Below are 20711 nucleotides of genomic sequence, written 5' to 3' on the forward strand. Positions count from 1 at the left end.
TTACATTGTACCATGAGGAAATGTGAAAAAGGCAGCATTTTACAGCATTAGGACCAATCCATTAATCGGCCGATCTCCGCTCGAATCCCCGGGAACGACAGCACCTGTTCCTTGAACGACTCCCGCTCCCCCCAATCGGTCTTCATCGTCGGCGTATCGAATAATTCATCGGTGACGTTAGTAAAGGCATTATGCATATTGTTGTCGTACCAATCGATTTCCGTCTTGGCATCATTCTTCACGACCGCAATCATATCGTAATCATTGTCTCGTGAAGCGCCAAAGTAAGCGAGCAATTCAGGCATGCCCGCATCATTGGTATGAACTTCAATTTCACAGCTGGGAACTCCCTCGCGCTTCACCGCGCGTCTGACGCGTGCATCCGTCACGATCATCTCAAACTCCCCTCTGGAAATAATCCCATCGTGGCAATATGATTCTTCGTCTCTGTTGTGCCCAGCTCGTACAATAGCCGATAGACATCGAGAAGAATCGCATCTACGCCTGCATTCATCTGCTTATCGCTTGCCGAACTAAACGGCGCTGTGGCATATTGGCTCGCTTGCAATTCATCCATCGACGCGTATTCCTCAAACAACTCTTGCAAACGGTTTAATTCTTCTTCATTTGCGGTAATCGCAAACTCAAACGCAGTCGCTTCTGGATCCACTAATATTGAGCCTGCCTGTACGGACACATAATAGGGTTTACGTGCGTAAAATGACTCATCGTGATCATTGACCATATCGAAAGACCCTCCTTCATTGCTCTAGCATCCCCCCACGGACAGACATTTTATCCATATTTTTCGCATAACCATCATAGTATCGCTGTTTGAAGCTCTAAGAGAAAGGAATGAGCACCATGTGTGGATTCACGGGCTGGATCGACTGGACCGATGACCTGACAAAACAATCCATCACTCTCGAGAAAATGACCGGAACGCTGGCAAACCGCGGCCCGGATGCATCGGGAACCTGGATCTCGCCGCATTGTGCGCTAGGCCACCGGAGACTCTCCGTTATCGATCCTGCGAACGGTGCACAACCAATGGTTCGTACGTCTGATGACGATACGTATGTCCTTGTTTATAACGGGGAGCTGTATAACGCACCCGAATTAAAGCGAGAGCTCGAAAGTCGAGGCAGACGGTTTACAACGACCTGCGACACGGAAGTATTGCTCGTTGCCTATATGGAATGGGGTCCTTCCTGCGTGGAGAAGTTTAACGGGATCTTTGCCTTTGCCCTATGGGATTCCAAGGAACAGCAGCTGTTCATCGCCAGAGACAGACTCGGTGTTAAACCGTTCTTCTACGCGAAACAGCTGGGGCGCTTCGTATTCGGCTCAGAGCCGAAGGCGCTGCTTGCGCATCCTGCTGTCAAACCGGAAATTGGCCCTGAAGGGTTAGCCGAAATCTTCATCGTCGGACCTGCTCGTACGCCGGGGGTCGGCGTCTACCGGGATATCGGTGAGCTGCTGCCGGGACACTGTGCCATCTATAACCGCTCCGGCTTAAGTGTCCGTACTTATTGGAAATTAGAAAGCAAGCCTCACGCCGAAACCGTGCAGGAGACGGCCAAAACAGTAGGCGATCTGCTGCAAGATACGGTAGAACGTCAGCTCGTATCCGATGTTCCGCTATGTACGCTGCTCTCAGGCGGCTTGGACTCCAGTGCGCTCACTTCACTTGCGGTGAATTACTACAATGAAACGGGGCAAGGCGTCGTCCATACGTTCTCCGTCGATTATGTAGATAACGATAAACACTTTAAAGCCCATGCGTTCCAGCCTAATGCGGATGCGCCTTGGATCGAACGAATGACCACCCATCTGGGCACGATACATCATTCGATGGTATTTGATACGCCTGATCTTGTCGCTTCGCTGCGTGAAGCCATGCAAGCCCGCGATATGCCGGGGATGGCAGACGTGGATTCGTCCCTGCTGCTCTTCTGCCGCGAAATCAAGAAGGAAGCCACCGTGGCGATTTCCGGTGAAGCCGCGGATGAAATCTTCGGCGGTTACCCGTGGTTCCACCGCGAGGAAGCGCTGAATGCAGGTACGTTCCCTTGGTCGCTTGCAGCAGGCATGAGGGCGGATCTGCTCTCGCAGGACGTTGCCGCATGGATTCGGCCGCTTGATTATCTCGGGGATCGGTATTCGGATGCGATTGCCGAGGTGCCGCACCTGGCCGGCGAAGACGCTGCTGCCCGCAAAATGCGTCAAATGTCCTATCTGAACATTACGCGATTCATGCCGACACTGCTCGACCGTAAAGACCGGATGAGCATGGCGGTTGGCCTTGAAGTACGCGTACCCTATTGCGATCACAGACTCGTGGAGTATGTATACAACATTCCATGGGCGGTCAAAACAGCCGGTGACCGGGAGAAAGGCATCCTCCGTATGGCACTGGAAGGCGTACTGCCTCATGATGTGCTCTATCGGAAGAAAAGCCCTTATCCGAAAACGCACAACCCGAACTACCTCAATGCAGTGCGCAAGCAGGTTCTGGAGATCATTCATGAAGGCACCTCCCCGCTGCTGCAGCTCATCAATGTGAAGAAGATTCGCGAGCTCGCAGAATCCGAAGCAGCGAGCAGCAATTTGCCATGGTTCGGCCAATTGATGTCCGGACCGCAGCTGTTCGCATATCTGCTGCAGGTTGATATGTGGCTGAGGGAATACAAGGTAGTTATACGCTGATTCACCGAACCGCTTAATATGAGGCCGTCTCCGAAGTGTGTATGCAACCACACTTTACGAGGCGGCTTTTTCGTTATTGAAACTGCATATAGCCGCGCTTCCGACGACGCAAAAAGACCGTCCCCCTGCCGGTAATGAGGCATAAGAAACGGTCCACTTTCGGTTAGGTCTTCATAAATGCCAGATACGCAAGCCTGATAAGGATGATCGACCCTCCGAAGCCGTAGACCATGAAGCAAAATTGCGAACTCTTTAAACTTAACGGATATGGCGTGCTGCCGCTATTCGCTTACTGCAATCTTCTTCAGCAATTCAACGAGTGCAGTGCCGCGGTGGCTGATCGCCTGCTTCTCCTCCGTCGTCAGCTCCGCCATGCTTCTGCCTTGCGATTTCAAATAAAACAACGGATCATACCCAAAGCCGCCACTGCCTCTGGGACGGTCCATCATATATCCGTTAACCAAGCCTTCACTTTCGATAAAGGCTTCTGCGGCTGGATCATATAATGCCAACGTGCAAATGAAACTCGCTTCGCTTAGCAGCTTCGTTCCATCAGCGAGCTGCTCCGGCTCGGAGTCTTCTGCGGTTAGACGAGCCAGCTCCTGCAGCAGCTTCTCATTATTGCGTGCATCTGTCGCACCTTCACCCGAGTACCTTGCGGAGTATACACCGGGTTCACCGCCGAGGCGCGTGACTTGAAGACCGGAATCGTCGGCAAGCACAGGCAGTCCCAGCGCCTCGGCAACTGTCTTCGCTTTCTTGCGGGCATTCTCCGCAAACGTCGTTCCGTCCTCTAGCACATCCGGCAGATTGGGGTAATCGAACATGCTGACGACCTGCATGCCAAGCTTGCCGAAGGCATGCGCAAACTCACGCACCTTGCCGGCGTTTTTGGTCGCTACAACTACCGTATCGCCCCGCTTCATGCTTTCGGATTCCCGATACGGCTGCCCATTGCACCGAGTGCATCGCGCTGTTTCGCAATCAGGCTGGCAATACCTTCTTCCGCGCTGGCCAGAAGCTCGTTAAACTCTTCACGCGAGAAAGGCGACTCCTCGCCTGTTCCCTGCACCTCTACGAATTTACCCGCTCCGGTCATGACCACATTCATATCGACCTTCGCTTTGGAATCCTCATCGTAATTCAGGTCAAGCAGCGTACGCTCACCAATCACCCCTACACTAACCGACGCAAGAAAATCTGTCAGCGGGTATTTGGCAAACTCATTGTTGCTGTTTATCTTATGTACGGCCAGCGCCAGAGCGACGAACGCCCCTGTGATCGATGTCGTGCGTGTTCCGCCATCTGCTTGCAGCACATCGCAATCAAGCGTAATCGTCCGCTCGCCAAGCGCTTGTAAATCCACAACCGATCGCAGTGCGCGGCCGATCAAGCGCTGAATTTCCATCGTGCGGCCCGTCAGCTTCCCTCTTGCCGATTCCCGTTGATTCCGGACTTGCGTGGCACGCGGGAGCATCGAATATTCCGCGTTGATCCAGCCTTTGCCTTGTCCTTTCATGAAAGGCGGAACGCGCTCTTCGATTGAAGCCGTGCAGAGCACTTTCGTATCGCCGAACTCAATCAGCACGGAGCCTTCCGCATATTTATTAGGATTCATCGTAATTGTAACCGGCCGCAGCTCGTTTGCCTGACGTCCATCTATTCTCATTATGTGTAGCCTCCATCTTTCTGCAGCAATTTCATGTGCCATATGTTGGCGCAAGCGCAATCTAACCCATTTTACCAAAATGACGCCCGAAAAGCACCCGTCCCCTGAAACAGGGCAAACGGGGGCACTTAAAAGGAATTCCTAACCCTAAACGGAACAAGCTGCCGATGAGCCGGCAGCTTGATTACGTCCTTATGATCGGGATTCAACGGATTAGAATCGGTTTCTGTAGACCCTCATCGCGAAGAAATAAGCGACGAGCAGAATGCCAACGCACCATGCAAGCGCGGTCCATATGTCATTTCCCACCGGCTGACCGGATAACAAGGCGCGAATGGCTGCAACGATCGACGTTACGGGTTGGTTTTCGGCAAATACGCGAACAGCTTTAGGCATCGTTTCTGTCGGCACGAATGCGGAACTGATGAATGGCAGGAAGATGATCGGGTAGGAGAAGGCGCTGGCACCGTCTACCGATTTAGCGGACAGTCCGGCAATTGCCGCGACCCAAGTCAAGGCCAGTGTGAATAATGCGAGTATGCCGGCTACGGCAAGCCAGTCTAGGATGCCGGCTGAGGAACGAAAGCCCATAATCAAGGCTACAAGGATGATGACGACAAGCGATATGGCGTTGGATACGAGCGATGTTAAGACATGCCCCCAAAGTAAAGTAGAACGCGAAATCGGCATAGAGTGAAATCGCTCGAATATCCCTCGCTGCACATCAATAAACAGACGGTAAGACGTGTAGGCAATTCCGCTGGCGATTGCGATGAGCAGAATGCCGGGCAGCAGGTAATTGACATAGCTGTCGGCTCCGGATTGAATCGCGCCGCCAAACACGTAGACGAATAGTAGCATGAGTGCAATCGGTGTGATGGTGACTGAAATGATGGTATCCAAACTGCGAGAAATATGACGCATGGAACGCCCGAGCATCACGCTTAGATCGCTGAAGAAATGTTTCTTGACCGTATCCATGTTATGCCCCCTCCTTCTTACCGATAATGGACAGGAATATCTCTTCCAAAGAAGGTTGTTTCTCCACGTACTCTACCTTCGCGGACGGGAACAGCTTCTTAAGCTCAGCCAGCGTACCGTTGGCAATAATTCTACCTTCATGCAAAATGGCGATTCGGTCCGCAAGCTGTTCCGCCTCTTCCAAATACTGCGTGGTGAGGAATACCGTAGTTCCGCTGTTTGCAAGGTCCTTCACAATCTTCCACACCTCGATGCGCGCTTCAGGATCAAGTCCCGTAGTCGGCTCATCAAGAAAAATGATTTGAGGTTTCCCGACCAAACTCAAGGAAATATCGAGTCTGCGGCGCATTCCGCCCGAATAAGTGGATACCTTCCGATCCGCTGCCTCCGTCAAGCCGAAGCTTTTGAGTAAATCGTCCGCTACCTGGCGCGGATTTGGGAGATAGCGCAGCTTGGCGATCATGATTAAATTTTCCCGTCCGGTCAAAATTTCGTCTACCGCAGCGAATTGCCCGGTTAAGCTTATTGCTTGCCGGACATGGTCCGGTTTGGACCCAACATCGAAACCGTTTATGGCGGCGCTCCCGCTGTCTTGTTTAAGCAGCGTGGTGAGGATCTTGACTACCGTTGTTTTGCCCGCGCCGTTGGAGCCGAGCAGCGCGAATATACTGCCCTTCTCCACCGCGAAATCAACGCCTTTCAGAACTTGAAGCTGCTTATAGGATTTTTGCAGACCCTTTACCTGGATGGCATGGTTTTGCATCCTTTACCCCTCCTTAGTTAACTGTAACTTTGGACAAATCGGCTCCCATTCCTTTGAGCGCGGCATAAGTCAACTTATCCATCGTCGCGCCGTCAAAGCAAATGGTTTTGATCATTTTATAGTACTTATTCGTGAGAACAAACCCGGGTTGAAACGATACATTTTTAAAGGTAGCGCCTCTGAACGAAGTTTCCGTTAAAGCTCCTTTATCAAACTTAACGCCGATAAACGTCTGTCCGTCCAAACGCTGCCCGCTCAAATCCGTGTACTTGAAGTCGACTCCATCAAATAAACAGCCTTCAAACACCGTTTTCCTCAGATCGGTCATCGTTAACGTGACATCTGTCATTCTTACGCCTATGAATTTCACTCCGTCCAGACCGGACTTGCTGAAATTGGTGCGTACAAGAATCGATTTATTGAAGCTTGCATTCGTCAGGTCAAGCGTTGAGAAGTTGCAGTCGGTTAGATTGGCGCCGTCAAAATTAGCTTCGCGCACGTCGCTGCTCTTAAATGTGCTGCCGGTCAAATCCGCGCCTGCAAAGTCGGAACCGCGCAATGCGCTCGCATTAAATTGTCCTTTACGTGCCGTAACACCCGCAAAATCGCTTTCAGCCAGGTTGCTCGCGCTAAAGTTCGTCAGCAGTTGACGCTCCAGGGAGCGAGAGAGGTTGGCAACCTCCAGAATGGTTTGCTCAATGTCGCCGATGCTCTCGATGGTTTTCTTCAAAGCTGTTTCTTCGTCTTTGCCCTCGGCTCTCAGTTCGTTGTACCGCTCCTGTAAATCGGAATGCAGGTCAGCCTTTAACTCAGCAACGCTTCTTACGCCTTCATAGGGTGTAAATACACCGTTCAAATAGTTGGTTAATTTCGAATTCATGGGATCATCTCTCCTTATAATAGGTTTTCGAGTACGCGCTGCGCATACTCCCAATTGCTTTTGTTATGAACATAGGTGTTCTTGCCCTTCTCGGTGATTCGAAAATACTTGCGTCTTCCGCCCTGCGATTCATCGCCCCAATACCACTCGATATCGCCGTCCGTCTCAAGCCGCCGGACGCTGGAGTACATCGTTGCTTCCTTTAATTCATATTCGCCGCCTGAACGTTCGGCAATCAGCTTGACGATTTCGTACCCATAACGATCCGCTTCGGAGAGGAGCCGTAGAATCATCGTATCGGTATGGCCGCGCAGGAGGTCGGATGTAATTTTGTTCTCGCTCATTTGATCACCTCTCATAATCACATAATACAGCACACTACTATGACTGTCAAGGTAGTATTTTTATTATAATACCCTGATTATGAAAAATGTATACTTCTGCGGATTTTGCGCCGACGAATTCGGCGATTGCTGCGCATGTGCGGCTCCCAGTGCAACACATGCGTTCCGCCAAAGTAAAGTATTAAGCTATCCCGGACACGCTCCCGCTTCATAACAAAAAAAGACCTGCCTTGATGCGCCATTGGCGCATCAAGGCAGGTCTTCTATTCAAGAGGATGGATTAAGATTTAAAGGCGTTCACGTGCTCAGGTCGGCTGACCGGCTCGCTGTAGGACTGGTTGTTCGTATCCACGAAGTCTGTTTTGCCATTGAGCTTGATTTGAACCTTGCTCATTCCCGTGTTCTCGGTCAGAGCGAGCACGACTGCCTGCAGCATTTCGGCCGGCTCCTGCTGACCTTGCTGGTAGCTGTCATCTTGCAGCTCGACGGTCACAACGTCATTCTTCTTCGTGACATTCTTGACCAGTACATCCGGCGTCATAACGGCTTTAAGCGGCAGATCATTTAGCGGGCCGCTAATCAGCTGCTCGATCGCTGTTTTCGCTTTGTTGTTCGAGCGCGTCACGAGTCTTGTTACAGGTACATAATATTGTACGTTATCCGGTGTAACAGCGGAGAAGTAGATCGTAACCGGCGTGGACTGGCTGTAATCCACGTTATCAGCAGCCTCAAGGTTAATGCCGACCGCACGAGTCAGCTGATCGTCGATTGGCAATCCATCCTGCGGCATTTCGCTCAGCTTCTGTCCTTCAAGATCGATTTCGACGTTTTGCACGCCTTCAAGGCTTGTCAGCGTCCAAGTAATGGCTTCAACGATTTTACGCTCGTCCGATACATTGTAGTCGGCGAATGATTTCGTGAAGTCAACAACGGCAAGCTTCTGATCCGGAACGATGTTCAGCCCCTTCACCGTCGTCCCTTTTGGCAGCACCGCTTCGAAGCCATCCGGAATTTCGCTTTCGTAAGCGCCGCCTTCCACCATCATCTCAAGCGCCTTCTGTCCCAGCTTCTCATCCGGACCGAGCGTTGCCATTACCGTGACCGGTGCCAGCAAGCCGTTGCGGTCCTTCAGATACAGCGTCATCTGCGATTGATCGCCCTCGGTTACAGTTTGTCCTGCATTAAGGTCGGCGTCTACGTTTTGCGTACTGTTTTGCGGTGGATCGATCGATTCACTGGCAGGCTGTGAGAATAATCCGCAGCCGGTCGTCAAAATGGGCAAAGCAAGCACTCCGGCGAGCGCAGCCCGGCGCAACAGTCGATTGTAAGTCATTGTTCATTTTCCTCCCCATTTGAATAGTTCGTTTGCTTTGGTACAAGTTCTGCTTTTGTAGTACTATATATACGAGCCCTCCAAATCAATTAGACCAGTTTTGTCCACCATTTTGATACAAGGGGTGTAGCGATGACGAAGTCCAGTGAATACCGCTTAAATAGTACGAAAATCGCAGAAGCGACGCGGGAATGGCTCACTAAACGCGGTGTCGAGGTCCCGCAGATCGCAGAGCTGGTTCTATTTCTGCAGAAGGATTATTATCCGGAACTCACGATGCAGGAATGCGAAATGTATGTGGAAGCCGTGCTCACCAAGCGCGAGGTGCAGAACGCCATCTTGACCGGCATCCAGCTGGATCTGCTTGCCGAGGAAGGCAAGCTGCTGTCGCCGCTTCAAGAAATGATAGAAAATGACGAAGGGCTCTACGGGTGCGATGAAATTCTCGCGCTGTCCATCGTGAACGTTTACGGCAGTATCGGCTTTACGAATTTCGGCTATGTCGACAAATTAAAACCAGGCATACTGAAGCATCTGAACGATAAAGAAGATGCGCAGTGCCACACGTTCCTCGATGATATCGTCGGCGCCATCGCCGCTGCCGCAAGCAGCCGGGTCGCTCACCGAAAGCAGGCGGAGCGTGAAGGGAGAGTTGGGCCTCCGATCGACTAATCGAAACCCCAAATCAAAGAAGCTTACCGCGCACCGATCATACCCGGCGAAGCGGTAAGCTTCTTCTTTTAACCCCAACAAGCTAATGTGGAGCCATGTCATTCATTCCGGAATGGAGGATATTCACCTGAACGTTCACCTTCTTCAAGGAATCCTCCGTCAACATCCGTTCACCGCTGATGCCCGATGCTCTCAGCCTTTTCCACTCTTTATTCTTATTCCGATATAGGGTCTGCTCCAAACCATACAGATCCACGTGTTTTGCGATCCCGCTCTTAAAGGTGTTTAGAACTTCATTGCGAATTCCCATTTCGGCCTTCTCCCTAATGATGTCGACCGGCGAATCGTCTAACATTTCCTCAATGATACCCGTAAACTTCAAATCCAGCGAAAATACCGGCTTTCCGCCTTCAACCGCTATATGGATTTTCTTCTTCGGATTGAATAGGGTAACCATTCCGATTGTTTTATGATTCCGTACAACGGGGATAACGGCTCGTTTCATCTGCGGTTGGATCCACTTCACGCCATTTAATTGCTTTTCGGTGAAGCTATGCTGCGCTTTGCCGTTATTCAATGCAAATGCACCGTTCATGAATATAACAGGCTGCGGTTTATCGTTATCCTCCCAGTCTTTCTTATCCATGCTTAATGTAGGAATTAAATCCGTTTCTCCCGGCTCCCCTTCATTGGCCAACACTTTATTGAGCCGAATCGGTGCGATGACCGACAATTGCTTATAAAGCACTAATGGATTGTGTAACAGATTGGAAATGGGGGAGAAATTAAAAAAAGTGGAGTGTTTAAATAACTCATCAATGGACTCATGCGTCCCGAAGATCCATGAATTATACCGAATCTGCGGAAATCGGGGGATCGAATCAATAAATCGGTTGATGTCTTTCTGCAGCACCCGATCGCTTAAAACGATCGCCATCAAATGATCCCAATACAAGCTTTGCTGCCCCGTTTTATATAATTCATTTATAGCCGCAAACAGCGTCTCTCCTTCGCTCTTGCCTACCCAGACCGTCGCTCGGTCTCCCCCGCCGTCTCCGCCTTCATCTTGATTACTGATCGAGCCGAAATCCATTAATTCCGTATAAATCTTATATTTGCCTTCCGAATAATCAATGCCAAGTGCAGTTACGAAATTATAGTCGGAGATCGTCTTCACATCCCAACATCCTGTAAGCAGTATACAGGCACATAGGGTCATACATAGAACTCCGACTAATCTGTTCATGTTCCTTTCTCCTTTCTATCGCTGTCTCCTGTTCTGTAAATGAGAGGTCTCGTGCGGTTAAGCGTTCTCGGTTTGGTCGTGAGAGCCATAAGCAAATCTTTAAATACCGGAGGCGACATAGGAGCCAAATACGGGACGCCAAAGGATTCGAGTGTAGATACGTACAAGAGAATCGCGAATAGCCCCAGAAAAAAACCGTACATACCCAAAAAAGCGGCACAACCTAAAACAAACAATCGCAGCGCCGTAACCAACCCGCCAAGTGATTGATTGACTAACGTATAGGTAGCGACCATCGACATCGCGGTAACGACCAGCATTGCCGGAGAGGTCAAACCTGCTTCGATTGCAGCTTGTCCGATAAACAGTCCGCCCACGACGGTAACTGTTTGTCCAACCCCTTTAGGAAGTCTGATTCCCGCTTCGCGAAACAATTCAAACGTGATTTGCATAAGGAAAGCTTCCAATGGCGCCGGAATTGGCAGTCCTCTTCGAACGTTTATTACGCTTGCTAAGGTTGTTATGGGGATTTGATCCATATGAAACGTAGTCAGTGCAATGTAGAAGCCGGGAACCAATATTCCCAAAAACAGTCCTATATACCTCAGCAGAGATTCGAAGGCTACATATAGATAGGAGGCATGGATATCTTCAGGCGTCTTCAGCAAGGAGGACAACGTAGTAGGCGCGATTAATACCATCGGCGTTCCATCCACAATTACGATAAATCGCCCCCGCAGCAGGGCTTCAACCGCAAAATCCGGACGTCCGATGTAATCGATTAAGGGGAACAGCCCAAATGGCGAATCCGAAATGGATTCGGCGAGCTCCTCACTGCTGACCAAAGCGTCAACATCAATCTTTTGAATTCGCTGGCGTGCCATCTCAATAATATCCGGATTAATAATATCGTCTTCATAAAGAAGAGCCACTTTGGTCCGAGATCTTCGGCCAATCACATAGCTCTCGCAGCACAACGATTCCGTACGAAGCCGTTTACGGATAAGCGCGATATTCGTAGAAATCTGTTCCGTAAAACCATCCCTTGGACCTTTAACCGATACCTCCGTGTTGGATTCCTCCGGCTGGCGCTGAGGGGGATTGGCAATATCCAGCATAAATAAGGAGCTGTTGTTATCGAACAATAGCAGGAGCTTTCCCGAGAATACGGCATCAACAATGGCTTGTTCCTTGTTTTCCAGCGGTTGGAAGGATAAGTTTCCGATCCTACCGTCTACCACTTGACCCACAGACAGCTTCTCCAGCTGCGGCATTACGATTTGATCGATCAGTTTGCCGTCCGATAACCCCTCGCAGTGAATCAACAGCACTTCCCAGCTCTCATCTTCGCTCAATAAACGAACACGCTGGATGATGACATCCGAGCTACGATTGAACAATGCACGTAACGCTTTTTCGATAGATTGATGGTCCAGAACAACCGTCATTACCTCGGATTCACCCTTTCTTTCAAGCGTACGATGATGGAGAACAGGAACAACAACGAAACCAGGGCCACGATAAGGAGCAATAAAAACGAATAGTAAAACTCACGCAAAAACCATACGAACCATGCATCGCTTATCGGCAGGAACGGAACGATAAACATAATGATCGTAATCGCAAAAAGCATCAGCTTGCGAATGGCAGCCTTCTTCAGTTGAAGAAGCTCAACCATCAAATACATACACAAGGAGATTCGGATAAAAGAACCGCTTAACCATTCGAAAATTGATATGAAATCTAAATGAGAGACATTTTTGCCCAGGGTGACAAGTCCCCACTGCTCGAAGGTCGGAAAACGCTGTCTGGCCGCTTCGGCGGGTCCGAAGTCAACGATGGATTCCAGCAGCGGCCCGAGGATCATACCAACGGTAATAATCAGCAGAATGATTAGTGAACTATAGCGCACCTTCTCCTTCAAGTGCTGCTGGATCAAGAGAAGGAGCAGGATCTCAAGCACCCCATTGGTTGAATAAATAAGACCATGTGACAGGGGAGCGATGCCATTTGCCAACATCGGCGTAATATAGTGAAAATTTTTAAATTTGATATTCGCAGTTACCATAAAACCTTCGAACACAAAAACAAACGGAAGCAAAATCCCCGCACAAACCGTGATGGACCATAGTCCTGCATAAGCGGCAAAGAAACAGATGGCGGTCAAAGCCGCGGCGATCACGAAACCGGGCGTCTCCGGCAAAAACGTCACATCAACCCAATTGGTCGTATCCTTTAATGCAATGAGAGAACTCGAGAATAAATAGAGGAAAAGAATGAGTCCGAGAAACACACTCGCGAAAGCGCCAAACTTGCGTTTTACCCAAGGGATAATGGCTTCTTGAGCGGTCGTTGTCATAATATGCTTGATTACACCTAACAAAAGCATGCCGGGGACAAAAGCCAACAGGACGCTAAACCACGCATCTCTTCCGGTAGAGTCCAAGAGCAGCGGGACGATAATATTTTGATTCGTTATCACCGTAGTGGTAAGAAGGAGTAGAACTACTTGTAAGACCGAGAGCTTCCTTTGGCGCATGGTTCGTTTCACACCTTAACGATATTTGTGTTTATGATTGCCTGATTTCCCAAATTAATCCGAATCCAGCAATCAAAGCGCACAAAAAAAAGAGCGTCGACGATGTCGACACTCTTTCGTTAGATATAACTTTGTGTAAGATCCCCGCCAATATCTTAATCGCGATGGCGACCTTCTATTTATATTCGCCCAACAGCGACTTGTAGACGCCTGAAGCGGCTTCTTTCCCTTGGCGGATGCAATCCGGCAGCCCGACACCATCGAATGCGGCGCCTGTTAACCATACGCCGGGCATCTCTGCACGCAGCTTCGTACGAAGCTGTGCGGTCTTCTGAAGATGACCGACCGGATATTGCGGCATGGAATGATGAAGACGCGTAATTTCGGTGAACAGCGGCTCAGCCGTTATTCCCATCACCAGCCGAATGTCGCTCCGAACGGCTTCTTTCAATACATCATCCGGCAGATCGACGACGGCTTCGTCGCCGGCGCGGCCGACATAGCAGCGCAGCAGCACTTTATTGCTTGGGCTGGCATGCAGCCATTTGGCCGATGTCCAAGTGCAAGCCGTAATCGTAGTCCCCTCCGAGCGCGGTACAACAAACCCCGAACCATCGAAATCTACGCCAAGCGATGCTTTATCGAAGGCCATGACGACGTTCGCTACCGATACGTATCGAATGTCGCGAAGCGCATCAACGTTCATGTGCGGCTCCAGTAAATCCGCTGCATCATAAGCAGGCGCTGTAATGACAATGCCATCCGCCTCCAGAATCTCGCCGTCGCTCAGCAGCACTTCGTAAGGCGCAGAATCTTCACCATGCTCGTCGGGATCGTTCTGGCGGAAAGCGACTGCCTTCCGCCCCATACGCCGCTCCACATTGGACAGCGCTGCATCCAGCGCTTCCAGCATCGTAGCAAGTCCGCCCTTAAACGTCAGGAACATGCTGTTCTTGACGGCTGCAGGCACTCTGCTCACACTTGGCGGCGCCAATGCCGCCTTCCGCTTATTGGCGCGCATCCCTCGAATCAAGCTGCCATGCTTGCGCTCCGCATCTCGAAACTGCGGGAATGTCGCGGCGAGGCTTAAATTCCGCAGCTCGCCTGCATAAATACCCGCTAGCAGCGGCTCCGCAACCCGCTCCATGACTTCGCTGCCCAATCGACGAGACAGAAAGTCCCCGATCGATTCGTCGCCTGTTTCTTTACTCGCGGGCAATACGAAATCCATCGCGGCACGAAGCTTGCCTTTCCATGTCAGCAGGCTCGTCTTGGCAAAAGGTGCAATTTCCGTTGGTATTCCAAGTACGAGACCCGGAGGCATCGCATGCAGCTTGCCATGATGCAGGATATATGTTTTCTTGGCAGCCGGGTTGGTGCCGGTCAATTCATGCTCGATGCCAAGATCGTAGGCCAAATCAATAATCGGCGTCTTGCGAGCCAGGAAGGAATCCGGGCCGCGCTCGATAATGAAGCCGTCGCGCCGAAGCGTATTGATTTTGCCGCCGATTCTCTCCGATGGATCCACGAGCGTAATGACCGCTTTCCGGCCGCGCTGCTTCGCTTCCTTGAGCAAATAAAAAGCGGAGCTGAGTCCGCTGATACCGCCTCCGATAACGACGAAGCGATCAAGCTTACCGTTCCCCCGCATGCGAGTCATCTCCTCTGTAATAACGCTATCCGCTAAGCGAAAACCGCTCTTGCCGCGTCCTGAACGGAATCGGCCAAGGTGTCCATATAGAGCGGATCTGTGCCCAGCATCTCAATACGCTGCAGCTTAATCCCGAGTTCACGGGCTTCGGCTTGCGCTTCGATATCAACATCGTAGAGCACTTCCAAGTGCTCGGATACGAAACCGATCGGGGCAGCCAGCACGCCTTTATAGCCTGCAGCAGCAGTTTCCTTCATCGTTTCGAGGATATCCGGTCCAAGCCATGGCTCACGGGTACGGCCCGCGCTTTGCCATGTAAACTGCCAATCCGTCACGCCGGCACCATCCGCGACAAGTTTGGAGGTCTCCAGCAATTGCTGTTCGTAAGGATCCTCCATCTCACGGATTTTGACCGGCAGGCTGTGCGCGCTGAACAGCACCTTCACAGGCTGAACGTCTTGCAGCTTTTTATAAGCGGTTTTGACGCGTGTCACAAGCGCTTCGATCAGCTTCGGATGGGTATGATAGCTTTCTACCGTCGCGAATTGAATGCCGAGCTCTTCCGCCTTCTCTTGCGCGCGCTTCATATAGCTGCCGACGCTCATTGTGGAGTAGTGCGGCGCCAGTACAATACCAACCGCGTGTTTAATGCCATCTGCGGCCATAGCGGTAACGCCATCTTCGATATAAGGCCTCGCATGCTTCAAGCCTTGATAGCAGCTGTAGCGACCGGGTGCTGCAGCGTCAAGTGCAGCCTGCAGGCCTGCAACTTGACGATTTGTATTCTCACGCAGCGGGAACACGCCGCCGACGATCGCTTCGTAACGACTGCTCAGCTCAGCCAGCTGTTCCGGTGTCGGCGCATGGCCTCTGCGGATATGGGTGTAATATTCTTCGATTCCGTCCATGCTCTCCGGCGTTCCGTACGACATCACGAGCACGCCGATTTTACCGTTAGCCATGGCGAAGCTCCTCCTGCTTGCCGCTTAACGCTTTGATCGCTTCAGCGGAGTAATCATGCACAAATTCGGTCAACTCGCGCAGCTTGTCGAGCGATGCTTCCGGGAACAAACCATGTCCCAGGTTAAACACGAAGCCCGGCTGCTTGATGCCTTCATCAATGATTGCTTTGGCATGTTCCTTGATGACTTCCATCGGTGCAGTGAGGACATACGGATCAAGATTACCCTGTACAGCGAAGGATCCGCCAAGTCTGCGTCGACCTTCATTAATCGGCACGCGCCAGTCCAATCCGATCACATCGGCTTTGACATTCGTCAGGGTTGGAAGCAGTTCGCCCGACGCAACGCCCGGGAAGTAAATTTTCGGCTGCGGCAAATCCGACAGCTCGCTGAAAATCCGTTCAATCGTCGGCAGCACGAACGTCTTGAAATCATGCGGAGCAAGCGCGCCTACCCAGCTGTCGAACAGCTGGAACGCCTTGCCGCCGGCGCCGATATGCGCGCGAAGATAAGCAATGACCATATCCCCAAGCTTGTCCATCAGCTTGAACCAAACAGCCGGTTCCGAGTACATGAGAGACTTTGTTCGGATATATGACTTCGATGGACGTCCCTCGATCAAGTAGCTGGCAATCGTAAAAGGTGCGCCTGCAAACGTGATCAGCGGCACGTCAAGCTCGCGATCCAAGATGCGAATCGTCTCCAGGACATGCGACAAATCGCCTTCCACATCGATCGGCTTCAGCTTATCCACGTCCGCTGCCGAACGGATCGGGTTCGCAATGACAGGGCCAACATTAGCCACAATGTCAAAATCGATACCGATTGACGCGACCGGGTTCATAATATCGGAATACAAAATAGCTGCATCCACACCGAGCTTCTTAATTGGCATGAGCGTTACCTCGGCAGCCAATTCCGGTCTCTTGCAAATTTCGAGCAGCGAGTAATTTTCTTTTATTTTACGGTAATCGGGATCGTAACGTCCCGCTTGTCGCATATACCAGACGGGTAAGCGATCGACTTGTTCTCCTCGGCACGCGCGGATGAATCGGTCGTTGTAGCTCATTGAAGTTCCCCATTTCTATCGTTTTCCCTACGTTTCCATTATGCCCTTTTTGCCGAAGTGTAACAACCGCCCGCCCCCTGCTATCATTGACAAACATATGACAATGTTAGGTTTCGGCTATGTTATACTGTCGTTATGATGTTTACAGCGCAACAAATCTGAGACTTATGATTGGAGAAACGCAATGGAACAGTGGAAGAAAAATCTGGCCGTCCTCTGGTTCGGTCAATTTCTCGTCATGGGCGGAATGACGATGATTATCCCTTTTTTGTCGCTCTATTTGCAGTCGGAACGCATCGGATTAACCAATAAGCATGAAATTGCGACTTGGGCTGGCGTCATTTTTGCAGGCAACTTTGTGACGGCTTTCCTCTTTCAACCGTTGTGGGGAAAACTATCAGACCGCTATGGACGCAAAATGATGCTGCTTCGCTCCGGCTTCGGTATGGCCATCGTCATGATCCTAATGGGTTTCGCTACGTCTCCCTGGCATTTGCTGCTGCTGCGGATGGTCAATGGCACCATTTCCGGCTTCAATCCGGCTGCTGTCTCCCTCATCTCGGTGTCGACGCCGAAGGAGCGGATGGGCTTCGCTATGGGGACGCTGCAGTCCGGCGGAATCGCGGGCAGCATCCTCGGGCCGTTCATGGGTGGATTGCTCGCGGATGCTGTCGGGTATCGACCGATTTTCTATTTAACCGGCAGCTTGCTGTTCTTAGCTTCCTTACTGGCCTATTTCATCGTTCGGGAGAGTTTCAATCGGCAAGAGGCGGCGGCTCGTCCGAACCTGTCGGTCATTGACGGCTTTCGCCAACTCTCACGAGTGCCGCAGCTGATGTCCCTCTTCGCCGTGACGTTCCTGCTGCAGTTTGCGATAATCGGCCCAATGCCGCTCATGCCGCTCTATGTGCAGGATTTGCACGGTACGGTCGTCAATCTGGCGTTCTGGGCCGGATTCGTCGGCTCCGCGGCGGGGCTCTCCAATATGGTCGCCGCGCCGCTGCTCGGGAGGCTGAGTGACCGAATCGGCCAAGAGCGCATCCTCGGTATCTCGCTTATTGGAGCTGCGATGATGTTCATCCCGCAAGCCTTTGCGGATTCCGTGTGGCAGCTGCTGCTCTTCCGATTGCTGCAAGGCTGCTTCTTGGGCGGCCTGATCCCGTCGGTCAATTCGCTCGTTCGCCGATTCACGCCGGACGGCATGGAAAGCCGCGCGTTCAGCATCAACAGCAGCATGCTGTCGCTCGGCAACATGATCGGACCGATCGTGGGCGGCTTCATCTCAGGCTGGACAGGGATTCGCGGCGTGTTTCTCATCTCCTCGGCCTTGTTTGTGATCAATGCCGTATGGGTCAGACAGACGCTCGTATCCAAGCGGGCGGCGTCCGGTGGCGCAGAACAAGAATAGATAGCTGGCACGGGGGAGCCCTGTGCCGGCTTTTTGCTGTTGGCGAAACACTTCTCACATCACACATTCCCGCATCTCACTCCGCGTCTACATCACATCCCACATCTCACACTCCGCCTCCACTTCTCGCATCACACATTCCCACATCTCACACTCCACGTCCACTTCCCTGCGCTGGCATCCTCCGCTGCTCTCACTCTGAATTACGAATCGCGTTTCTCGCACCGTCATCTCTCCAGCCGCGAGGCGCTAACGAATCGTAGAAGCCTTAATCTTCACGATTTCGGAGCTTCGAGATTCTAACGAATCCTTGAAGCCTTATTTGGTGCCAGTTGACTCCTAACACCGCAAAAACCACCAAATAAAACCGCTACGATTCGTTAGCATTTTATCCAAGCCATTTATGGACAAATAAGCCCTGTACGATTCGTTAGCGCATTTTGCATACTGCATGCCCCGTGCACTAACCACTAGCCGAACGAAGCACCTCGCTTCCAAATCAAACAAAAAAGTGGCCGAGCATCGAATATGCTCAGCCACTTTTTTCACTCCAGAAACTTACTTCACAACCGCAACAGCGAGGCCGTCATAAGCCGGCAGCAGCGTACCGATGAGCCGCTCGTCACTCACCATCGATTCATTGAACTCGCGCATAGCGAGAACCGAAGGTCCGTTCTTCTCCGGGTCGATCGTTCTGCCGTGCAGCAGCGCATTGTCTCCCGTGATCACCGCGCCCGGGTTGGCGAGCTTGATCGCCCACTCCAGATAGAGCGGGTAGCTCTCTTTGTCCGCATCGATGAAGAAGAAGTCGAATTTGCGGCCTTCTTCCGCGAGTACAGCCAAACTCCCTTTGGCATCCCCGACACGGTATTCGACGCGATCCCCCAGACCTGCTGCTTCCAAGCTCCCGCGCGCCACATCCGCATAGTTCTGAAGCAGCTCTAGCGAAGTCAGGCGCCCGCCATCGGATAAGCCTCTGGCAAGGCAAATCCCGCTGTAACCGCCAAGCGCTCCGATTTCCAGCACATTTTTTGCGCCGGACATGCGAACAAGCATCGTTAGCAGACGGCCGTAACCGGCCGCAATCGAGATCTCCGGCATCCCTAATTGTTGAATCGTCTGATGCACCCGAGCCAAATCCGCATCTTCCCCAAGCAGTCGTTCCACATACTGTTCCGTCGACATCGTTCCTGCTCCTCTCCATAATAAGGAATGTAATGTTTGTAATTAATCCCTTGGATGACCTATACTTGATTGTATGATTTTTATGGACCGGAAACAACCGGAGTCGTGAAGGCGGAGTGATACACGAATGGACAAACTGCAGCTGATTGCAACAGCTCCCATGGGGCTGGAGGCGGTCGTCGCACGCGAATTGTTGGAACTTGGTTATACCGATCAGAAAGTGGAGAACGGACGCGTTATTTTTACAGGCGGGCTGGCTGATATTTGCCGCGCCAATCTATGGCTCCGTACCTCTGACCGCGTATTGATCAAAATGGCGGAATTTCCCGCCAGAACGTTTGAAGAATTGTTCGAAGGCACCAAAGCGGTCAATTGGCCGGACTGGATTCCCGAGGATGCCGAATTTCCGGTGGAAGGGCGCTCGCATAAGTCGCAGCTGACCAGCGTGCCTGCCTGCCAAAGCATCGTGAAGAAAGCTATTGTGGAAAAAATGAAATCGGTCTACGGCACCGAGTGGTTCCACGAGGACAACGGACAGCGTTACGTCATCGAAGTCTGGCTGCTGAATGACATCGCGATGCTGACGCTGGACACTACCGGCCCCGGCCTGCATAAGCGCGGATACCGCAAGCTTGTAACGGAAGCGCCGCTCAAAGAAACGATGGCGGCGGCAATGGTGCTGCTCAGCAGATGGCGCCCCGAACGGCCCTTGTATGATCCGTTCTGCGGTTCAGGCACCATCCCGATTGAAGCCGCCATGATCGGCTGGAACATTGCACCCGGACTTCGCCGCACGTTTAACAGCGAGGGCTGGTCCATCATCCCGGAAGAGCTGTGGGAGCACGCTCGCGAGGAAGCTTTCGACTCGGTGAAGGACAACGTCCCGCTTCACATTACAGGTTCGGATATCGACCCGCGCGCGCTTGAGATCGCAGAAGCTGCCGTGAAGAAAGCCGGCTTCGCGAAGGAAATCAAGCTGCAGCAGATGGCGGTTTCCCGTTTGAAACCGGAAGGCGACTATGGCTGCATCGTCACCAACCCTCCCTATGGAGCACGGCTTGGCGACGAAGACGAAGCAGAGAAAGCGATCAGACAGCTAGGACTGAGCTCGCTCTATATCCCGACATGGTCGATGTTCGCTTTGACGCAGTCGCGCACGTTCGAGGATACGATCGGCCGCAAAGCGGACAAGAAACGGAAACTATTCAACGGCCGCATTGAATGTACGTACTACCAGTATTTTGGACCGCTGCCTCCGCGCAACAAAACGGACAGTCCTTCCAAATCCTAGCTGTTGGGA

The 20711-nt window shown here is 51.7% G+C and carries 20 protein-coding genes; 4 read left to right on the forward strand and 16 right to left on the reverse strand.

Annotated elements, in window-relative coordinates:
* Nucleotides 1-47: 47 nt before the first annotated feature.
* Both I8J30_RS01865 and I8J30_RS01870 read right to left on the reverse strand, forming a co-directional pair.
* A complete protein-coding gene (locus I8J30_RS01865) occupies nt 48-395 on the reverse strand; it encodes a hypothetical protein (RefSeq protein ID WP_210654868.1) in 348 nt (115 codons plus the stop codon).
* A complete protein-coding gene (locus I8J30_RS01870) occupies nt 392-745 on the reverse strand; it encodes a hypothetical protein (RefSeq protein ID WP_210654870.1) in 354 nt (117 codons plus the stop codon). The genes I8J30_RS01865 and I8J30_RS01870 overlap by 4 nt, the downstream gene beginning before the upstream one ends.
* Before the next feature lie 119 nt (nt 746-864).
* Here I8J30_RS01870 and asnB point away from each other — a divergent pair, with 119 nt between their 5' ends.
* Complete coding sequence (asnB, locus tag I8J30_RS01875; RefSeq protein ID WP_210656019.1) at nt 865-2709, forward strand: asparagine synthase (glutamine-hydrolyzing); 1845 nt, start codon at nt 865-867, stop codon at nt 2707-2709.
* A 281-nt stretch (nt 2710-2990) separates the two neighbouring features.
* Here the strand turns inward: asnB and rdgB are convergent, their stop codons facing one another.
* The 7 genes from rdgB to I8J30_RS01910 all read right to left on the reverse strand — a co-directional run bounded on the left by rdgB (nt 2991) and on the right by I8J30_RS01910 (nt 8679).
* On the reverse strand, nt 2991-3635 hold the full coding sequence (rdgB, locus tag I8J30_RS01880; RefSeq protein ID WP_210654872.1) for an RdgB/HAM1 family non-canonical purine NTP pyrophosphatase: 645 nt from the start codon (nt 3633-3635) through the stop codon (nt 2991-2993).
* On the reverse strand, nt 3632-4378 hold the full coding sequence (rph, locus tag I8J30_RS01885; RefSeq protein WP_210654874.1) for a ribonuclease PH: 747 nt from the start codon (nt 4376-4378) through the stop codon (nt 3632-3634). Before rph ends, rdgB begins: the two co-directional genes overlap by 4 nt.
* A 213-nt stretch (nt 4379-4591) precedes the next feature.
* Nucleotides 4592-5359 carry an ABC transporter permease gene (locus I8J30_RS01890; protein ID WP_210654876.1) on the reverse strand — a complete coding sequence of 256 codons (768 nt, stop codon included), beginning with the start codon at nt 5357-5359 and terminating at the stop codon, nt 4592-4594.
* Nucleotide 5360: 1 nt separating this feature from the next.
* Entirely contained in the window at nt 5361-6122 is a 762-nt protein-coding gene (locus tag I8J30_RS01895) for an ABC transporter ATP-binding protein (RefSeq protein WP_210654878.1), read from the reverse strand.
* Nucleotides 6123-6135: 13 nt separating this feature from the next.
* Nucleotides 6136-7002: a pentapeptide repeat-containing protein gene (locus I8J30_RS01900; RefSeq protein ID WP_210654880.1), complete on the reverse strand. Its 867-nt coding sequence runs from the start codon at nt 7000-7002 to the stop codon at nt 6136-6138.
* 14 nt (nt 7003-7016) lie between these two features.
* Complete coding sequence (locus tag I8J30_RS01905) at nt 7017-7346, reverse strand: PadR family transcriptional regulator (protein ID WP_210654882.1); 330 nt, start codon at nt 7344-7346, stop codon at nt 7017-7019.
* A 280-nt stretch (nt 7347-7626) separates the two neighbouring features.
* Nucleotides 7627-8679 carry a GerMN domain-containing protein gene (locus tag I8J30_RS01910; RefSeq protein ID WP_091214696.1) on the reverse strand — a complete coding sequence of 351 codons (1053 nt, stop codon included), beginning with the start codon at nt 8677-8679 and terminating at the stop codon, nt 7627-7629.
* 132 nt (nt 8680-8811) lie between these two features.
* On the opposite strand from I8J30_RS01910, the gene I8J30_RS01915 reads away from it, so the two are divergent.
* A complete protein-coding gene (locus tag I8J30_RS01915) occupies nt 8812-9351 on the forward strand; it encodes a phosphatidylglycerophosphatase A family protein (RefSeq protein ID WP_210654883.1) in 540 nt (179 codons plus the stop codon).
* Nucleotides 9352-9433: 82 nt separating this feature from the next.
* On the opposite strand, the gene I8J30_RS01920 is transcribed toward I8J30_RS01915, so the two are convergent.
* The 6 genes from I8J30_RS01920 to hemE form a co-directional block, all read right to left on the reverse strand.
* Entirely contained in the window at nt 9434-10597 is a 1164-nt protein-coding gene (locus I8J30_RS01920; protein WP_210654885.1) for a Ger(x)C family spore germination protein, read from the reverse strand.
* Nucleotides 10594-12045: a spore germination protein gene (locus I8J30_RS01925; RefSeq protein WP_210654887.1), complete on the reverse strand. Its 1452-nt coding sequence runs from the start codon at nt 12043-12045 to the stop codon at nt 10594-10596. The genes I8J30_RS01920 and I8J30_RS01925 overlap by 4 nt, the downstream gene beginning before the upstream one ends.
* Entirely contained in the window at nt 12045-13136 is a 1092-nt protein-coding gene (locus I8J30_RS01930; RefSeq protein WP_210654889.1) for an endospore germination permease, read from the reverse strand. The genes I8J30_RS01925 and I8J30_RS01930 overlap by 1 nt, the downstream gene beginning before the upstream one ends.
* 175 nt (nt 13137-13311) lie before the next feature.
* The gene (gene hemG / locus I8J30_RS01935) at nt 13312-14787 is read right to left on the reverse strand and encodes a protoporphyrinogen oxidase (RefSeq protein ID WP_210654891.1); all 1476 of its coding nucleotides are present in this window, start codon (nt 14785-14787) and stop codon (nt 13312-13314) included.
* Between the two features lie 32 nt (nt 14788-14819).
* Nucleotides 14820-15749 carry a ferrochelatase gene (gene hemH / locus I8J30_RS01940; protein WP_210654893.1) on the reverse strand — a complete coding sequence of 310 codons (930 nt, stop codon included), beginning with the start codon at nt 15747-15749 and terminating at the stop codon, nt 14820-14822.
* Nucleotides 15742-16818 (reverse strand): uroporphyrinogen decarboxylase, encoded by a 1077-nt coding sequence (hemE, locus tag I8J30_RS01945; RefSeq protein WP_210654895.1) that lies wholly within the window; start codon nt 16816-16818, stop codon nt 15742-15744. Before hemE ends, hemH begins: the two co-directional genes overlap by 8 nt.
* Before the next feature lie 184 nt (nt 16819-17002).
* Here hemE and I8J30_RS01950 point away from each other — a divergent pair, with 184 nt between their 5' ends.
* Nucleotides 17003-18226 (forward strand): MFS transporter, encoded by a 1224-nt coding sequence (locus tag I8J30_RS01950; protein ID WP_210654897.1) that lies wholly within the window; start codon nt 17003-17005, stop codon nt 18224-18226.
* Nucleotides 18227-18784: 558 nt separating this feature from the next.
* Here I8J30_RS01950 and I8J30_RS01955 read toward each other — a convergent pair.
* Nucleotides 18785-19411 (reverse strand): O-methyltransferase, encoded by a 627-nt coding sequence (locus tag I8J30_RS01955; protein ID WP_210654898.1) that lies wholly within the window; start codon nt 19409-19411, stop codon nt 18785-18787.
* A 127-nt stretch (nt 19412-19538) separates the two neighbouring features.
* Between I8J30_RS01955 and I8J30_RS01960 the strand changes: the two genes are divergently transcribed.
* Nucleotides 19539-20702, forward strand: a complete 1164-nt coding sequence (locus I8J30_RS01960; RefSeq protein WP_210654900.1) for a THUMP domain-containing class I SAM-dependent RNA methyltransferase — start codon at nt 19539-19541, stop codon at nt 20700-20702.
* Nucleotides 20703-20711 lie beyond the last annotated feature (9 nt).

The organism is Paenibacillus lignilyticus (genome assembly GCF_017942085.1).
Taxonomy (GTDB): domain Bacteria; phylum Bacillota; class Bacilli; order Paenibacillales; family Paenibacillaceae; genus Paenibacillus_Z; species Paenibacillus_Z lignilyticus.

Excerpts from the sequence above, each read along its gene's own strand:
- I8J30_RS01865 (WP_210654868.1), bottom strand. The coding sequence starts at position 395 with ATGATCGTGACGGATGCACGCGTCAGACGCGCGGTGAAGCGCGAGGGA.
- I8J30_RS01870 (WP_210654870.1), bottom strand. The coding sequence starts at position 745 with ATGGTCAATGATCACGATGAGTCATTTTACGCACGTAAACCCTATTAT.
- asnB (WP_210656019.1), top strand. The coding sequence starts at position 865 with ATGTGTGGATTCACGGGCTGGATCGACTGGACCGATGACCTGACAAAA.
- rdgB (WP_210654872.1), bottom strand. The coding sequence starts at position 3,635 with ATGAAGCGGGGCGATACGGTAGTTGTAGCGACCAAAAACGCCGGCAAG.
- rph (WP_210654874.1), bottom strand. The coding sequence starts at position 4,378 with ATGAGAATAGATGGACGTCAGGCAAACGAGCTGCGGCCGGTTACAATT.
- I8J30_RS01890 (WP_210654876.1), bottom strand. The coding sequence starts at position 5,359 with ATGGATACGGTCAAGAAACATTTCTTCAGCGATCTAAGCGTGATGCTC.
- I8J30_RS01895 (WP_210654878.1), bottom strand. The coding sequence starts at position 6,122 with ATGCAAAACCATGCCATCCAGGTAAAGGGTCTGCAAAAATCCTATAAG.
- I8J30_RS01900 (WP_210654880.1), bottom strand. The coding sequence starts at position 7,002 with ATGAATTCGAAATTAACCAACTATTTGAACGGTGTATTTACACCCTAT.
- I8J30_RS01905 (WP_210654882.1), bottom strand. The coding sequence starts at position 7,346 with ATGAGCGAGAACAAAATTACATCCGACCTCCTGCGCGGCCATACCGAT.
- I8J30_RS01910 (WP_091214696.1), bottom strand. The coding sequence starts at position 8,679 with ATGACTTACAATCGACTGTTGCGCCGGGCTGCGCTCGCCGGAGTGCTT.
- I8J30_RS01915 (WP_210654883.1), top strand. The coding sequence starts at position 8,812 with ATGACGAAGTCCAGTGAATACCGCTTAAATAGTACGAAAATCGCAGAA.
- I8J30_RS01920 (WP_210654885.1), bottom strand. The coding sequence starts at position 10,597 with ATGAACAGATTAGTCGGAGTTCTATGTATGACCCTATGTGCCTGTATA.
- I8J30_RS01925 (WP_210654887.1), bottom strand. The coding sequence starts at position 12,045 with ATGACGGTTGTTCTGGACCATCAATCTATCGAAAAAGCGTTACGTGCA.
- I8J30_RS01930 (WP_210654889.1), bottom strand. The coding sequence starts at position 13,136 with ATGCGCCAAAGGAAGCTCTCGGTCTTACAAGTAGTTCTACTCCTTCTT.
- hemG (WP_210654891.1), bottom strand. The coding sequence starts at position 14,787 with ATGCGGGGGAACGGTAAGCTTGATCGCTTCGTCGTTATCGGAGGCGGT.
- hemH (WP_210654893.1), bottom strand. The coding sequence starts at position 15,749 with ATGGCTAACGGTAAAATCGGCGTGCTCGTGATGTCGTACGGAACGCCG.
- hemE (WP_210654895.1), bottom strand. The coding sequence starts at position 16,818 with ATGAGCTACAACGACCGATTCATCCGCGCGTGCCGAGGAGAACAAGTC.
- I8J30_RS01950 (WP_210654897.1), top strand. The coding sequence starts at position 17,003 with ATGGAACAGTGGAAGAAAAATCTGGCCGTCCTCTGGTTCGGTCAATTT.
- I8J30_RS01955 (WP_210654898.1), bottom strand. The coding sequence starts at position 19,411 with ATGTCGACGGAACAGTATGTGGAACGACTGCTTGGGGAAGATGCGGAT.
- I8J30_RS01960 (WP_210654900.1), top strand. The coding sequence starts at position 19,539 with ATGGACAAACTGCAGCTGATTGCAACAGCTCCCATGGGGCTGGAGGCG.